Source organism: Mycobacterium lehmannii (assembly GCF_002245535.1).
GTDB lineage: Bacteria > Actinomycetota > Actinomycetes > Mycobacteriales > Mycobacteriaceae > Mycobacterium > Mycobacterium lehmannii.
In genome coordinates this window covers 1-14,885 of record NZ_NKCN01000024.1, presented here as the reverse complement: position 1 = coordinate 14,885, position 14,885 = coordinate 1, and the positions used below count along the sequence as shown (strand labels likewise).

19 protein-coding genes and 1 pseudogene are annotated in these 14,885 nt (G+C 67.4%); 8 read left to right on the top strand and 12 right to left on the bottom strand.

Annotated features, from left to right (window positions below):
- Positions 1 to 27: 27 nt before the first annotated feature.
- Positions 28 to 603: a hypothetical protein gene (locus CEX87_RS21785; RefSeq protein ID WP_064427739.1), complete on the top strand. Its 576-nt coding sequence runs from the start codon at positions 28 to 30 to the stop codon at positions 601 to 603.
- On the opposite strand, the gene CEX87_RS21780 is transcribed toward CEX87_RS21785, so the two are convergent.
- Positions 519 to 1,079 (bottom strand): hypothetical protein, encoded by a 561-nt coding sequence (locus CEX87_RS21780; protein ID WP_174522745.1) that lies wholly within the window; start codon positions 1,077 to 1,079, stop codon positions 519 to 521. The two genes, CEX87_RS21785 and CEX87_RS21780, sit on opposite strands and share 85 nt — an antisense overlap.
- A complete protein-coding gene (locus CEX87_RS21775) occupies positions 1,076 to 1,693 on the bottom strand; it encodes a DUF2867 domain-containing protein (protein ID WP_064427740.1) in 618 nt (205 codons plus the stop codon). The genes CEX87_RS21780 and CEX87_RS21775 overlap by 4 nt, the downstream gene beginning before the upstream one ends.
- Positions 1,694 to 1,750: 57 nt before the next feature.
- Between CEX87_RS21775 and CEX87_RS21770 the strand changes: the two genes are divergently transcribed.
- A complete protein-coding gene (locus tag CEX87_RS21770) occupies positions 1,751 to 2,308 on the top strand; it encodes a TetR/AcrR family transcriptional regulator (RefSeq protein WP_064427741.1) in 558 nt (185 codons plus the stop codon).
- Here the strand turns inward: CEX87_RS21770 and CEX87_RS21765 are convergent.
- From CEX87_RS21765 to CEX87_RS21745, 5 genes are all read right to left on the bottom strand, one after another.
- Complete coding sequence (locus CEX87_RS21765) at positions 2,292 to 2,624, bottom strand: DUF6766 family protein (RefSeq protein ID WP_064393786.1); 333 nt, start codon at positions 2,622 to 2,624, stop codon at positions 2,292 to 2,294. The genes CEX87_RS21770 and CEX87_RS21765 overlap by 17 nt on opposite strands.
- Positions 2,625 to 2,723: 99 nt before the next feature.
- Entirely contained in the window at positions 2,724 to 3,857 is a 1,134-nt protein-coding gene (locus CEX87_RS21760) for a nitronate monooxygenase (RefSeq protein ID WP_064393787.1), read from the bottom strand.
- A 45-nt stretch (positions 3,858 to 3,902) separates the two neighbouring features.
- A complete protein-coding gene (locus CEX87_RS21755; RefSeq protein WP_233151471.1) occupies positions 3,903 to 4,178 on the bottom strand; it encodes a VOC family protein in 276 nt (91 codons plus the stop codon).
- Between the two features lie 161 nt (positions 4,179 to 4,339).
- Positions 4,340 to 5,116, bottom strand: coding sequence for an HAD family hydrolase (locus CEX87_RS21750; RefSeq protein WP_094289090.1), 777 nt, complete (start codon positions 5,114 to 5,116; stop codon positions 4,340 to 4,342).
- A 12-nt stretch (positions 5,117 to 5,128) separates the two neighbouring features.
- Positions 5,129 to 6,205, bottom strand: coding sequence for an NAD(P)H-dependent amine dehydrogenase family protein (locus CEX87_RS21745; RefSeq protein WP_064393790.1), 1,077 nt, complete (start codon positions 6,203 to 6,205; stop codon positions 5,129 to 5,131).
- A gap of 77 nt (positions 6,206 to 6,282) precedes the next feature.
- Between CEX87_RS21745 and CEX87_RS21740 the strand changes: the two genes are divergently transcribed.
- Positions 6,283 to 7,017: a glucose 1-dehydrogenase gene (locus CEX87_RS21740; protein WP_064393791.1), complete on the top strand. Its 735-nt coding sequence runs from the start codon at positions 6,283 to 6,285 to the stop codon at positions 7,015 to 7,017.
- A gap of 149 nt (positions 7,018 to 7,166) precedes the next feature.
- Here CEX87_RS21740 and CEX87_RS21735 read toward each other — a convergent pair whose 3' ends face one another.
- On the bottom strand, positions 7,167 to 7,553 hold the full coding sequence (locus CEX87_RS21735) for a PaaI family thioesterase (RefSeq protein ID WP_094289088.1): 387 nt from the start codon (positions 7,551 to 7,553) through the stop codon (positions 7,167 to 7,169).
- 58 nt (positions 7,554 to 7,611) lie between these two features.
- On the opposite strand from CEX87_RS21735, the gene CEX87_RS21730 reads away from it, so the two are divergent.
- The 3 genes and pseudogenes from CEX87_RS21730 to CEX87_RS21720 all read left to right on the top strand — a co-directional run bounded on the left by CEX87_RS21730 (position 7,612) and on the right by CEX87_RS21720 (position 9,306).
- Entirely contained in the window at positions 7,612 to 8,871 is a 1,260-nt protein-coding gene (locus tag CEX87_RS21730; protein ID WP_094289086.1) for a competence/damage-inducible protein A, read from the top strand.
- A gap of 34 nt (positions 8,872 to 8,905) precedes the next feature.
- Positions 8,906 to 9,010 (top strand): annotated as a pseudogene (locus CEX87_RS21725) (2OG-Fe dioxygenase family protein); the annotation flags it as partial.
- A 74-nt stretch (positions 9,011 to 9,084) separates the two neighbouring features.
- Complete coding sequence (locus CEX87_RS21720) at positions 9,085 to 9,306, top strand: hypothetical protein (protein WP_064393793.1); 222 nt, start codon at positions 9,085 to 9,087, stop codon at positions 9,304 to 9,306.
- A gap of 31 nt (positions 9,307 to 9,337) precedes the next feature.
- Here CEX87_RS21720 and CEX87_RS21715 read toward each other — a convergent pair whose 3' ends face one another.
- The 3 genes from CEX87_RS21715 to CEX87_RS21705 form a co-directional block, all read right to left on the bottom strand.
- A complete protein-coding gene (locus CEX87_RS21715; RefSeq protein WP_064419206.1) occupies positions 9,338 to 10,261 on the bottom strand; it encodes an alpha/beta fold hydrolase in 924 nt (307 codons plus the stop codon).
- A 38-nt stretch (positions 10,262 to 10,299) separates the two neighbouring features.
- Positions 10,300 to 11,148: an acyl-CoA thioesterase domain-containing protein gene (locus CEX87_RS21710; RefSeq protein ID WP_064394155.1), complete on the bottom strand. Its 849-nt coding sequence runs from the start codon at positions 11,146 to 11,148 to the stop codon at positions 10,300 to 10,302.
- Positions 11,149 to 11,232: 84 nt separating this feature from the next.
- On the bottom strand, positions 11,233 to 11,610 hold the full coding sequence (locus tag CEX87_RS21705; protein ID WP_064393795.1) for a hypothetical protein: 378 nt from the start codon (positions 11,608 to 11,610) through the stop codon (positions 11,233 to 11,235).
- 97 nt (positions 11,611 to 11,707) lie between these two features.
- Between CEX87_RS21705 and CEX87_RS21700 the strand changes: the two genes are divergently transcribed.
- Both CEX87_RS21700 and CEX87_RS21695 read left to right on the top strand, forming a co-directional pair.
- Positions 11,708 to 13,339 carry a fatty acid--CoA ligase gene (locus CEX87_RS21700; protein ID WP_094289112.1) on the top strand — a complete coding sequence of 544 codons (1,632 nt, stop codon included), beginning with the start codon at positions 11,708 to 11,710 and terminating at the stop codon, positions 13,337 to 13,339.
- A gap of 96 nt (positions 13,340 to 13,435) precedes the next feature.
- A complete protein-coding gene (locus tag CEX87_RS21695; protein ID WP_064394156.1) occupies positions 13,436 to 13,945 on the top strand; it encodes a hypothetical protein in 510 nt (169 codons plus the stop codon).
- Positions 13,946 to 13,956: 11 nt separating this feature from the next.
- Here CEX87_RS21695 and yaaA read toward each other — a convergent pair whose 3' ends face one another.
- Entirely contained in the window at positions 13,957 to 14,703 is a 747-nt protein-coding gene (gene yaaA / locus CEX87_RS21690; RefSeq protein ID WP_094289082.1) for a peroxide stress protein YaaA, read from the bottom strand.
- Positions 14,704 to 14,885: the final 182 nt, after the last annotated feature.

The following is a 14,885-nucleotide window of genomic DNA, read 5'->3' as shown; positions in this document are numbered from 1 at the left end:
CGGCGGTAACCCGGGAAGGGGGCAGCGGTGAGGATCGTCATCAACCCGAAGAAGCTTTCGCTGCTTGGCGCGGCAATCGCAGCGGCACTCATGGCCACTGCGCCGCAGACCCTCGCCGAACCTGCCGCGCCGGTTCCTCCGCCGCCGCCGCCCGCAGCGCCCAGCAGCGCACCGGTTCTGGAAGCCGCTGCGCCGGCGCCCGCCCCACAACCGGCAGCCGCCCCGGATCCCTTGGCGTTGATGCGCCCTGCGCCCGCGGCACCGCCGCCCGCGCCTGAAGAAGCCGAAGCACCGGCCACCCCGCCCGAGCCCGTCCCGCATCTCGCGAGCCCGGAGGCGCTGCCGCCGGGGACCGTGCTGGACCCGACCGGCCGAGGAAACGAGAGCCCGAACGTCAGCTACCTGAAGGACTTGTGGTACGCCGTCCAGAGGCATGAGATCAGCGGTAAGGAAGCGTTGATCATGGGTCTCGCACAGCGCGGCATGAACACGCCGATTCCGGACCAGAACCCCGGACCCTACGTTCCGGTCGCACCCGCATCGCCCGCGCCCGCGACAGCGCCCGCACCGCCCGCGCCTACTCCACCGGCACCCGCGCCATAGCGGCGGGCTCGTTCGAGAAGCGACCGGACCGTTTGGACGTGCGACGTCTCGATCGTGGCCCACACAGCCCGCACGAAGGCATTGTTGTGACGGACGAGCGTCGCGAACAGCAATCCGCCGTGCTCGCGACGCAGGACCAGTTCTGCCGGCATCCCGATCCGTGAGTGGGTCCCGACCACCACGAGATCGGCGTCGCGGGCGCGGATGTCCCACCCGAGTATCGACCCGGCCGAACCCGGCGTCCGCAGCTTGAGCCCGATCGCCGACCACGCCGACAACAGCCGGATCCTGGTGTGCAGCGGAGCGTCCTCCAAAACTGTCCGCAGCCATTCTTCGGCGCTGCGCTCGGGTGGATGCTCGGTGTCGACCTCGAACGCGTCGGCGTAGTCGATGCGCCCGAGTGCGCTCGCGGTGAGCAACGCTTCGGGTGGAGAGATCTGCCGAACACGACGATCGGAGGCGTGGCTTCTCGTCATGGTTCACTGCCTTCGTGTCGTGTCGCACCCGGCCTGCTGCGCCACAGTCGGCCGATGTCGCGCAGCATCAGCGGGTAGACGACCAGGTGACGGACGGGAGCGATCGCGCGCAAATACATCCGGCCCATCACCCCGTTGGGCCGGACCAGCACCGCCATCTGCGCGCGGTAAACACCCGTGGCGTCAACGGCCCAGCCGACGTGCAGCACCCCGTGAACGGTTCGATTGGCGATCTCCATCGCGAACTCGTCGTCGATGCGATACAGGGGCTGAAAATGGGCGTGATCAACAGCGAGTTTCGTTGCAGTTTCTCGTAATTCGGGAATGAGCCGGTCTCGCAGGGTAGGGACGCGTACCCCCGTGCTCGCCTCTGGCGTGTCGAGCGCGAACAACCTGCCCAGCGCCCACCGGGTGGCGAACAGAAAGCGCACGACGGGGGAGGTCCGCGCGGGATCGAATGTGCGCCACAGCGTCACGAGTTCGTCGAAGTCATCGCGCCGTCCCGGTGTCGGCAACGCCCAGACGTCGAGAACCTCGAAGCCCTCGGCGATTTCGTGGATCCGCCAGGGCCGAGCGACATGCTCGCTGCTGTTGAGCCGCTCAGCGCCAAACATACATCACTGTATGCTTGAATTCGTAACGCCGTCAAGGTCCGAACGAAGGGGATAGGAATGGTCGCTCAAATCCGCACACCACGGAACGGGTGGATCGACGCCGGACTCGAGGCGTTGGCAGCGGGTGGGCCGGACGCCGTTCGGGTGGATTTACTCGCCAAAGCGTTGGGCGTCACGCGTGGCGGCTTCTATTGGCACTTCACCAATCGGCAGGACTTCCTCGACGCACTGTTGGAGTCGTGGGAACGGCGGAGCACCGACGATGTGCTCGCACGTGTGGAGTCCGAGGGTGGCGACGCCAGAGCGAAGGTCCGCAAGGCGGGCCTGCTCACGTTCTCCAAAGAGCTCCTCCCGGTCGACCTGGCGGTGCGCGACTGGGCTCGCCGCGACCGCGCGGTGGCGCGGCGCCTTCGTCGCGTCGACAACCGCCGGATGGAGTACCTGCGTGCTCTCATCGGCACTTTCGTGGAGGACGCCGCCGATGTCGAGGCTCGCGCCATGCTCGCCTTCTCGCTGGCGATCGGCGGTCACTTCATCGCCGCCGACCACGCCGGACTAACCCGACGCGAAGTGGTGGAACGGGCCACCCAGCGGCTTCTCACGGTGGGGGTGTAGGCAGGCCCAACCGGTCTTTGATGTCGTCGATCTTGGCTTCGATGCGCTCCAGATCCTCAGCGTCGACCTTGAACAACCAGTGCTTGGCACCGAGCAGCAAGATCGCCTGGAAGATCAGTTGCAACCACTCGCTCTGCCAGTTCTCGAAGGTGCTCGCGAAGAACTGGTGGAGGTATTCACCCCATATGAACGGTTGCCCATGCTGCTGCTGGGTGCTCGTGAACTCGGCCAGTTGGGTGAAGAACTGGCCGAGCCACGAGCCGACGAACAGCAGGAGCAGTATGTATACGGCCCCCCACCGTCTTATGTGCGTCATGGGTACCCGAGTACCCCAAGATCAGCGGGCCACGCTCAGTACATCGACGCGCAGGGACTGCGCCTACACCGGCGCCATCGTCCGTGCGGCGAGCCACTTCTAGACCGAGGCGGCCTCGTTGATCTCGTCGAGCCTGCCGGTCGCCTCGAGGTACTCCTGCACCCAGCGCTCGATCACCGTCGCGGTCTTCTCGACCTTGCTGAACTGCCCGACCACCTGACCGATCGGGTTGAACGCCACGTCGACGGACTCGTTCGGGTACTTGTGGGTGGCAGCCACCGCCATCCCGGAAACCATGTACTGCAACGGCATTCCGAGCGGCTCGGGGTTGTTGGGGTCCTCCCACGCCTCGGTCCACTCGTTGCGCAGCATCCGCGCGGGCTTACCGGTGAACGACCGGCTGCGCACAGTGTCCTTGCTGGTGGCCTTGACGTACGCGGCGTGCTGAACCGGAGTGTTCTCCGACTCCTCCACCATCACCCACTGCGAACCCGTCCAGGCGCCTTGCGTCCCGAGCGCCAGCGCGGCAGCGATCTGCTCGCCGCTGCCGATGCCGCCTGCGGCCAGCACGGGCACCGGCGCGACCTCCTTGACGACCTGCGGCCACAGCACGATCGAGCCGATCTCGCCGCAGTGCCCGCCGGCCTCGCCGCCCTGGGCGATGATGATGTCCACCCCGGCGTCGGCGTGTTTGCGCGCCTGCGAAGGTGACCCGCACAGCGCGGCGACCTTACGGCCTTCGTCGTGGATGTGCTTGATCATGTCGGCGGGGGGAGTGCCGAGCGCGTTGGCGATCAGCGTGCACTTCGGATGCCGCAGCGCGACCTCGACCTGCGGGGTGGCGGTGGCCTCGGTCCAGCCGAGCAGTTGCAACGCGTCGTCGTCGCTGTGATCGACCGGAACGCCATGCTCGGAGAGGATCTTCTTGGCGAAGTCGATGTGCTCCTGCGGGACGAGATCGTTGAGCGTCTTCTTGAGCACCTCCGGATCCATATCGGCGGAGTCCATGCCCTCGTACTTGTTCGGGATCACGATGTCCACGCCGTACGGGTGGTCGCCGATGTTCTCGTCGATCCACTTGAGCTCGATTTCGAGCTGTTCCGGGGTGTATCCGACGGCGCCGAGCACGCCGAAACCGCCGGCCTTGCTCACGGCGACCACCACGTCCCGGCAGTGGGTGAACGCGAAGATCGGATACTCGATGCCGAGGTCGTTACAGATCGGGGTGCGCATACCTGCTCCTTGATGGTCACCGCTCAAATTGAAACGTGTTCTAGTTTAGTACGCACCGAGGTCTTGCACGAAAGAGACCTCGTTACCGTCCGGGTCGACGACGTCGACGACCTTCACCAGATCGGCGATCACGACGACCTCTCCGGTGTCGATGCCGACCCCCGCCAACTCGGCGATCTGTGCGTCGAGATCGTCGACCCCGATCCGGACCGCCGACCGGCCCGCCCGCGAGTGGTCCGCCACCAGCTGCAGCCACGCCGTCGCGGCGATCTGCCACTCGGCGACGCCCTCGATCGGCTCGAGGTCGGGGCCGCGCCCCATGACCTCGCAGTACCAGGACCGGGCCGCGCCCGAAGTCGCGCGTCGCGACGACCGCGGCGACGTCGTTGAACTTTGCGGTCACCGGTCCAATCCTTCGCCGAGAGTCGGCTTTATGACGCGATTCGGCCCAGATCCCGTCATATTCCCGACGCTCGGCGCGCTCAGTCGTAACCGATGAACCGGCGCAACGACACCCGCCTGCGGTTGCTCGACCCCTCGACCTGCAACACAGGCCACCCGTTTTCGGCCGCCATCGCGGCGAGCCCGGGGCGCGGGTTCACCGGCCGCGGATTGCCGACCAGAGCCATCAACACCGAGTCCTCGTCGCCGTCGGCGTAGAAGTAACTTCGATGCAGCTCAACGTCATTGGCCTGACAGAAACGCTGCACCGCGGTCGATTTGTTGGCTCCCCAGATGACGGGCTTCCGGATCCGGCCGGTGAGGAGCCCAGCGTCGTCGGTCTCGAAGTGGTTGCACAACACGTGGTCGATCCCGGTGAACCGGGCGACGGGCTCGGCGTGGATGGTCAGCGCCGAGCTGCTGAGCACGACGGTGTGACCGCGCTGCTGGTGGGCTTGGACGATCTCGTGCATGTAGGGGAACACGCGCGCCGCCACCCGTTCGACGAAGAGCCGCTCGCCGAGCTCGTCGAGTTCGGCCAGGGACTCGCCGCGTAGATAACCGGCCGCGCGGGTGAGAAGTCGCTCGAATTGCATGCGGCCCAACCGGTATCGCAGCGACGCTTCGACCACACCGAGCACCTCGCCGATGCGCGCCTGTCTGCGACGGATGCGGTCGGCGGCGTGTGCCGTGGCCGTGAAGCCGTCGACCAGCGTGCCGTCGAGGTCGAAGAACGCTCCGACGCGGGGACCCTGCGGGCTCGCGGCGACTTCGGCTACCGCGTCCACGCGTTTGGGTATCGCCGGCTGCAGGCTCATAGCTTCGTCAGCCTACTGAGCCGAGTACAACCCCTTGCCCGTCACGAGCGGCATGTCCAAAGTGGTCCGGATCCCCGGCGCGGCCGCCACCACGTCCGGGATCGCGTTGACGATGCGGCCGGCCGCGGCCAGGATCGCCGCGTAGTTGTGGTCGCCGTTGCGACTGGTCGGGCAGATGTCCATGACATAGGACGGTTCGCCGGTGATCTCGACACGGTACGAACCGCCCGGCTGTGCGGGTTGGGCCCAATCCGGTCGCAGGTCGCCGCGCAACCGGGTGACGTGCTCGACGACGATCGCCGGCCGGCCTTTGACCATGCCCTCGATCAAGAAGCGCACGGCGGCCACCGTGCCCTTCTTGATCGTGCCGACCGCGACGTCGAAGTCCTCGGGAGCAGGCTCCTGTTCGACGGAATCCTTGATCTCGTCGACCTCGATGCCCAGACCCGCGGCGAGCTGCCGGATCGCGGTGCCCCAGGCGATGCTCAGCACCCCCGGCTGGTACAGCATCGGGAGGTCACCGATCTCGTTGCCGAAACCCATCACATCGAACATCACCGTGGCGCCGTCGTAGCTCGCGTAGTCGGCGATCTCCATCGTGCGGATCTGTTCGATGCTCTGACACGTTCCGGCGAGCGCGAAGGGGAGCAGGTCGGTCACGAAGCCAGGGTCGACGCCCGTCATGAAGACCGTCGAACTCCCTTCTCGGGCAGCGTCTTCGACTCGCTGAATGTACTTGTCAGGGATCACCCGCCACGGGTACTGCAATACGCCGAGACCGGAGCCGACCACATCGATGCCCGCCGCGAGGATCTTGCGCACGTCGGCCATCGCGTCGGGCAGTCGGGTGTCGCCCATCGCGCAGTAGACGACGCACTCCGGTGCGCCGGCGATGATCGCGTCGAGATCATCGACCGCGGTCACTCCGGTGGTGACGTCGAGGCCGGCTAGTTCGCCGGCGTCCTTGCCCACCTTGGCCTCTGACGCGACCCAGACGCCGGTGAGATCGAACCGCGCATCGTCGATGAGTTGCTTCAGCGCGAGGCTGCCGCAGTTGCCGGTTCCGATGAGCGCCACCCGAATAGCCATGGCCAGCAGTATGCGTGCTGGCCAGCCAAATTGGAACAGGTTCTAGTTCTGCGCGGGGTGCGGTAGCCTGACGCCCCATGGGACGTGTGGACGACAAGGTGGCTCTGATCAGTGGCGGAGCGCAGGGGATGGGCGCGGCCGATGCCCGTGCACTGGTTGCCGAGGGTGCCAAGGTGGTAATCGGCGACATCCTCGACGAGAAGGGCAAGGCGCTGGCCGAGGAGATCGGCGAGTCCGCCCGCTACGTGCACCTCGACGTCACCCAGGCCGACCAGTGGGAGGCCGCGGTCGCCACCGCGGTCAACGAATTCGGCAAGCTCAACGTGTTGGTGAACAACGCGGGCACGGTCGCGCTCGGGCAGATCGGTCAGTTCGACATGGCCAAGTGGCAGAAGGTCATCGACGTCAACCTCACCGGCACCTTCCTCGGCATGCAGCATTCGGTTGAGGCGATGAAGGCCGCGGGCGGCGGGTCGATCATCAACATCTCGTCGATCGAGGGATTGCGCGGCGCGGTGATGGTGCACCCGTACGTCGCCTCCAAGTGGGCGGTGCGCGGGCTGACCAAGTCGGCGGCACTCGAGCTGGGGTCGCACAACATTCGGGTGAATTCGGTGCATCCCGGCTTCATCCGCACCCCGATGACCAAACACTTCCCGGACAACATGCTGCGGATTCCGTTGGGCCGGCCCGGTCAGCCCGAGGAGGTCGCCACGTTCGTGGTGTTCCTGGCCAGCGACGAGTCCCGATACTCGACCGGCGCAGAGTACGTCATGGACGGCGGCCTGACCAACGACGTCCCGCACAAGTAGATCTCGCACAGTAGATCTGGCGCCGAACGTGGGTTACCCGCACGTCTTCCGCGCCGCGAGCGTGACATAACCCCACAATCGGCCAGGGGTCTGGTCGGCCAGGGGTCTGGTCGGCCAGGGGCTAGTCGGCGGGCGCGGTCCGGGTCAGGTCAGTCGACGGCGGCGAAGTTCACCGTCGCGGTCGCTCCGATTTCGTCGTCGTTGCCGCGGTAGATGTCGACCTGCACGACCGCCGAACGTTTCCCGGTACGCAGAATCCGCGCGACCGCCCTCGCCGGCCCGATCTTGATGGGCCGCAGGTAGCGGATGAACAGGTCCGTGGTGGCGATGGCGTGGCCGAACGGGGTGACTCGAGAGGCGAGTTGACCCGCCGTCACGTCGGCCATCGTCGCGATCAAGCCGCCCTGCAGACCGCCCGCGGTGTTGGTGGTCCGCTCGTCGACCGGCATCTCCATCGTCACGGTGCCCTCGGGTGACGGCACCTCGGTCAGGCCGAGTTGGTCGAACAACTCGCGAAGCGACTTGGGCGCGGTCATGGGTAACGACATTACCGCCGTGCGCCGCCGCTGTGTCGGGTGCGTAATGTCATCAATCGTGAGCGCACGCGCGGGCATCGTCGTCACCGGTACGGAAGTTCTCACCGGCCGGATCCAAGACCTCAACGGACCCTGGCTGGCCGACCGGCTGCTGGAGTTGGGTGTCGAACTGGCACACATCACGATGTGCGGCGACCGGCGCGGCGACATCGAGGCCCAGCTGCGTTTCCTGGCCGACGAGGGTGTGGACCTCATCATCACCACCGGCGGCCTGGGGCCCACTGCCGACGATTTGACCGTCGACACCGTGGCTCGGTTCAGCGGCCGAGAGTTGATGTTGGACAACCGACTCGAGGAGAAGATCGCCGACATCGTGTCGCGGCTGATGGCACGCTTCCCGGACGTCGACGCCGAAGCGATCCGGGTGGCCAACCGCAAACAGGCCCTGATCCCCGAAGGCGCCGACGTCATCGATCCGGTGGGCACCGCACCGGGTGTGGTAGTTCCCGGCTCGCCGACGGTCGTCGTGCTGCCCGGCCCGCCGCGCGAGCTGCAGCCCATGTGGCCGCTGGCGTTGCAGACCGCCGCCGTGCAGAAGGCGATAGCGGGCCGCACGGTGTATCGCCAGGAGATGGTGCGGATGTTCGGGCTTCCGGAGTCCGGTCTGGCCGACACGCTGCGCGACGCCGAACGCGAGGTCGACGGCTTCGATCGGCTCGAGATCACCACCTGCCTGCGGCGCGGCGAACTCGAGGTCGTCACCCGGTTCGAACCCGACGCCGCCGAGACCTACGCCGACCTGATGGCGTTGCTGCGCGATCGTCATGGCGACGCGGTCTTCTCCGAGGACGGCTCGCGAATCGACGACCAGGTCGCCCGGCTGCTGACCGGGCGGCGCATCGCGACCGCGGAGTCGTGCACCGGCGGTCTGTTGGCTGCGCGGCTGACCGACCTCGCGGGTTCGTCGGCGTACGTCGCGGGCGCGGTGGTGGCTTACGCGAATGACGCCAAGTCCGGGTTGCTCGGCGTCGACCCCGCGCTGATCGAAAAGCATGGCGCTGTCTCCGAACCCGTCGCCGAAGCGATGGCCGACGGAGCGCTGAACCGGTTCGGCGCGGACACCGCGGTCGCGATCACCGGCATCGCCGGGCCGGGCGGCGGGACGAAGGAGAAACCGGTCGGCACCGTGTGTTTCAGCCTGAAGCTGGCGGACGGTACTGCGGTCACAAGATCGATGCGGATGCCCGGTGACCGCGCCGATATCCGTGAGCGGTCCACCACAGTGGCCATGCACTTGCTGCGCCGCGCACTGAGCTGACGTCTGATGTTCACGAAATCGGCGGGGTAATCCGGACCGTCGTACGCTTCATGGCGTGACATCCATCCTGCCCATCGATCCGTCCCGACCCGCGCGCCGCGACGTCCTCGTGGTCACGTTCGCGGTGCCAGAGCACTGATGCGCGTCCGCAGCCTCCTGCAGCGGTGCCATGCGGATCGGCTAACGTACGGGTCCGACACAGGAGGAGTACCGATGGCGGAGAACGCGCGCGAGCAGATGTCTGAACGCGCCGTAGAGGTCGGATGGGACCGCAGGGAGGCGGACCGTACCGACTACTACACGCGCAGCCCGGTGCGTATCCACGTGATCTGGCAGGGAAACGACGCCATCAGCGGCGGTGCGCTGTACCACGACGACATCCTGATGGCCTACAGCCGGGACCTGTCCACGGTGTCCGGCTGGCTCAAACGCTGAGCTGAGCGGTCAGGAACGCTGGGCTGAGCGGTCAGGAGCGCTGGCTCTTCTGTTCGTCCCAGACCTTCATCGTCGTCTGCAGGATCTCCTCGGCGCGGCCCAGGCCGGCGAGGTGACTCTCGCCCGGCATCGGGTACAGCTCGGCGTCGCGAAGTTTCGACACGACGTGCTCGCCATGCCTGAACGGGACGATGTGGTCGGCGTCGCCGTGCCACCACCGGACGGGCACCGCGATCTCGTCGAGCCGGAAGCCCCAGTCGCGGGCGAAGACCACGATGTCGGAGAACGGTGCGGCCAGTTGTTTGCGGCTGCCGTTGAGCAGATCGTCGAGGAACATCGCCTTGATCTCCGGGCGGGCCAGCAGGCGGCGGTCCCCCTCGGGTGACACCCGGCCGTACAGATCGGCGACCGGTGAAGCGACCGGCTTGATAAACCGGATCAGCGCCGAGGCCAGCAGGCCGATCGGAATTCCCGCGTACTGCAGCAGCGGCGCGACGCGCGTGCCGAGGTTGCCCATCAGCCCACCGGGGATCGCGTCGGGGCCGACGGTGGGGGCGACACCGCCGATCACGCTCGCCACAACCACACGGTCCGGCAGCGCGGCCGCGCACCCGAGCGTGTACGGGCCTCCACCGGACAGGCCGACGACGGCCATCTTGTCGATGCCCAGGGTGTCGGCGATGGTGCGCAGATCGACGGCGAAATCGACGACCCGCTCGTACCGATGCGGGGTCGAGGACCCGATGCCGGGCCGGTCGAGGCCGATTAGGCGGATGTTCGCCTTCTCGGCATAGATGCGCGCTTCCATCGGGATCTGGCGGCGGGCACCCGGGGTGCCGTGCAGCCAGAAGATGGCGCGGCCTTGCGGGTCACCGAACTCGGCGAAGCCGATACGTCGATCCTCACCGACAGCGACGCTGCCCTCGAGCTTGGGGCGGGCGATTGCGACAACCATGGCGGAAGTGTCTCATGGTGCCCGGCCGCTGATTGCGATCAGGCCATCCGAAACACGTATGACGCCGCGGTGGTGACACGGTCGTCGACGCCCTCGTCATGCATCAGCACCCGCACCGCGATCGTGTCGGCGGACGCGCGCACCACTTCGGTGTCCACCCGGAATGGGCCAGCCTTTCCGCGCGCCATGAACATCACATGGCAGGACACGCCGTGGAGACGGTCGGTTCCCGCGGCCGCGGCCGCGGCGTCGATGGCGGCGGTCTCGAGGATGACGAACTGCGGTCCGACGTGCAGGGCCGCATCGGGTGATGCGACCTCGACCGACAGTTCGGGCAGCCCCCAGCGGCCGTCTGGTCGACGATGGCCGCCGAACACCTGCCACAGCGGCGGCAGGTCGGGGGAGTCGACGATCTCGAGGGGATTGGCCTCCATTCGTTCCAGTCCCTCGGGCGGGATGCCGATGCTGACCCCCTGACCCTCGATCAGCGCGAGCGCCCGATCCGGGTTGTCGGCGTCGACGATCTTCGCGCGGCTGTAGCCCATCTGGCGGCCGACCCTCAGTTCCTCGGATACCACCTCGAAGCGTCGCACGCCCAGGCCCGGATCGAGGATCTGGCAGGAGTGGATGACCGGGTTCGGCACCGCCTCCAGGTCGGACATGTGGCCGCTCTCGGGTGCTGAGATGCCCAGCACGGCGAACAGCAGCCCACCCGCGGCGTCGCGCATATCGCGGCGCACGGTGACCGTGTTGTCCTCCTCGACGAGGTCCATCTGCGCGTAACTGCGGCCGATGTAGCGATAGCTCAGAAGCCCGCCCCACCGCCTCCGCAGTTCCTCGGCGTACTCCTCCGGTGAATCGGTCAACTCCCGGATATCGCGTAACACGCAGCCTCCCATCTGAGGTGACGCCGGCGGGTGTGCTCGGCGCGCGACCAACGGTAGGCCAAGTCGCCGCGGCGCTCGGGTGTTTCAGCCGACCGCCAAGGTGTAGAAGAAGCCGCCGACGATGAGCGTGGCCAGGCAGAGCCCGAAAGTTCCCAGAGCGAACGGCCAGCCACGCGCACGCCGCACCAGCTGCACGACCGTGACGATCAACCCGGCCACACCGATGGCGGCGGCGATCAACAGCGCGTTGATGATCGCGCCGACCGCGCCCGCCTCGCTACAACTCTCGGGAGGGCAGTGATCCAGGAACGCGAGGGAGAAGAGCCCGAACACCGCACCGACGACGAGCATCGCGGCGGTCATCACCAGGGCGACTATCGAAGCCGCGATGTCCGCGCCGGACACCGGCCGCTTCGGGGGCCGCGGCATCGGGTAGGCGGGCGGATAGCTCGGTTGGACCATGACCGCAGATGCTAGCGACGCGATACCCGGTTTCCTGTCGAAACGCCAGGACATGGACCATCATGGCGCTATCGAGCCAGCCGCACGGGAGGTGCCGATGGACAGCACGATGCAGGACTTTCCACTGACCCTGACCACGATCCTGCGACACGGCACGGGGTGGCACTCCGGCCGCAAGGTGATCACCGCGACGCCCGACGGTTCGCGGGAGATCAGCTTCGGCGAGCTCGGAACCCGGGTGGCCCAGTTGGCCAACGGGCTGCGTGCGCTCGGAGTGACCGAGGGGCAACGGGTCGCTACGTTCATGTGGAACAACCAGGAACACCTCGAGGCGTACTTCGCCGCGCCGTGCATGGGCGCGGTGCTGCACACACTCAACATCCGCCTGGGCGGCGATCAGGTCGCGTTCATCGCCAACCAGGCCGAGGATTCCGTTGTGCTGGTGGATATGTCGCTCGTGGCGTTGTTCGCACCGATCCTGCCGCGGCTGACGACCGTGCACACCGTGGTCGTGGTGGGGGAGGGCGACATCTCCGAGCTCGCCGACGCGGGCCCCACGGTGATTCGGTACGACGACCTCATCGCCGAGCAGCCGCTCGAGTACGACTGGCCGGATCTTGACGAAAAGAGCGCCGCCGCAATGTGTTACACCAGCGGCACGACCGGAAACCCGAAGGGCGTCGTCTACAGCCACCGGTCGACGTACCTGCACTCGATGGCCGTGTGCTCCGCCAACGGCATCGGTCTGGCCGACGGTGACCGAGTGTTGACGGTCGTTCCGATGTTTCACGCCAATGCGTGGGGTCAGCCGTATGCGTCGGTGATGGCCGGCGCGGATCTGCTGCTGCCCGACCGGTTTCTGCAGGCCGCTCCGCTGGTCGACATGATCGAGCTGCACCGCCCGACGGTGTCGGCTGCGGTGCCGACGATATGGAACGACGTGCTCAACTTCTTGCACGCCAACCCGGACAGGGACATCTCGTCGCTACGCAACGTCTGCTGCGGCGGATCGGCGGTCCCACTGGCGATGATGAAGGAGTACCAGGAGCGCTTCGGCGTCGTCATCCGGCAGGGCTGGGGTATGACCGAAACCTCTCCGCTCGCGGCGATTGCGGTCCCGCCACCGGAAGTGACCGGCGATGACCACTGGGCGTTGCGGGCCGCGGCCGGCCGCGCATTGTGCGGTGTGGAGATCCGCATCGTCGACGACCAGGGCGCGGTCCTTCCCAGCGACGGGAAAGCCGTGGGCGAGATCGAGATTCGCGGCCCGTGGATCACCGGGTCGTACTACCTCAACGCCGACTCGAGCAAGTTCGACGAGGGGTGGTTGCGCACCGGCGACGTCGGAAAGATCGATCCGCAGGGCTTCATCACGTTGACCGACCGAGCCAAGGACGTGATCAAGTCCGGTGGGGAGTGGATCTCGTCGGTGGAGTTGGAGCTGCGCATCATGGACCACCCCGCCGTGTACGAGGCGGCGGTCGTCGCGGTGCCCGACGATCGATGGCAGGAGCGGCCGTTGGCGGCGGTGGTTCTCGACGACGAGGCGTCCGTCACCCCCGACGAATTGCGGAAACATCTGAGCGACAACGTGCCCCGATTCTGGTTGCCGGAGCGTTGGGCATTCGTCGAGGAGGTGCCCAAGACCAGCGTCGGCAAGTTCGACAAGAAGTTGATCAGGGCGCGGTATGCCGACGGCGCCTACGACGTCGTCGAGTGCCGGGACTGATCGCCCAGGCGCCGAACACCCGGCGAACCGTTCCGGCGCGGGTGGCGGGTGGTTTACGGTAGCGACGACGGTCAATCCGGTGGCTACACACCGCGGATGAGGAACGGGGACGAAGACATGCGCCGATCGATCCGACTGATGGCCTCGGCCGCCGCGCTCACGACAGCGGCACCCCTGGGGTTACTGACCGCCGGTATCGCGGCGGCCAATGACACCTTCGTCCCGATGAACCAGGTGTCGCGGCGTTGCGATTTCAGCGAGACCGACTACAACGGCCCGACCGGCTATGGGCGGGGCACGAGCGTCATCAGGTCGAGCGGGTCGAATCTGTCCGCGGATGTCACGCTCGACGTGGCCATACCCAACACGCGCTACGACGTCCGGCTCATTCAGGTTCCGCGGCCGTCGTCGGCGCCGTGCCTCGGCAGCGATCCCGGTGTCGCCATGGCTCCGTTGCAAACCAACGGTGTCGGTCACGGCACCGTCAGCCTCCACGACAGCATCGAACCGGGAGCGACGGGGGCGTGGGTGTGGATCACGCGGCCCGACCCGTTCTCCCAGGACCCCAAGGAGTTCTACACCAGCGACATGATCGTCAAGATCTGACGGCGGTCCGCTCAGGCGGCGACGACGACGGTCAACTCGTCTCCGCGGCGTTCCACCCGCATACCCGCGCGCCGCGCCACAGCTGCGACCGCGGCCGCATCCGCGGGTTCGGATCGCGAGCTCGCCAGTACGCGGGCGAGTCGCCCCTTGTGCGCCTTGTTGAAGTGGGTCACCACGCTGCGGCGCCCGTCTGGATGCTCGGCGACCACGTCCACCCGTACCGCATTGGGCAGCCGGCCGAGCGCCGCATACGAACCGGAGCGGACGTCGACGACCAGGTCGTCAACGGCCCAGTCGGCCAGCACGGGTTCCAGCAGTGGGCGCCACCTCGTCGCCAATGACGGCCGGCCGGGAAGCTTCGACGCCGCCGAGAGCCGATAGGCCGGGACCGGATCGTCGGCGCGCAGCAGTCCGAACAAGGCAGAGCCGACGGCCAGCCGTGCCCTTGCCCGCGCTGCGGCGGCCCCGCGAAGCGATCCGACGTCCAGCGCGTCGTAGAGGACGCCGGTGTAGCGGCTGATCGCCGGCAACGTCGGCGCGACGCGCAACTGCGCGTTGCGCTCGATCTCGGCGTCCTGTGATGCGGAGAGCCCCAGGGCGCGCCGGCATGCAGGCCGGTCGGCGGCCAGTTTTGCCAGCTCGTCGAGCAGTTCGGCGCGTAGGGGCCCGAGCTCAGGCGAGCTGAGCGACTCCAGCCGCAGTGGGGGCCCGTCGCCTCCGACCCGTTTGGTCTCCGAGGGCGGAAGAAGCACGATCACGCCGCAGAGGCTATCCGGGCGCGGGTCACGCTCAGGCCGGAGGCATCGGAGCCGGCGGCGGCGGCGCGAACGGGTCGGCCGGAGGAGGCGGCGGCGGGGGCGCCAACGGGGCGCCCGGCATCGGAGCCGGCGGCGGAGGCGGCGGCGGGGCGAACGGATCGCCCGGCGGCGGAGGCGGCGGC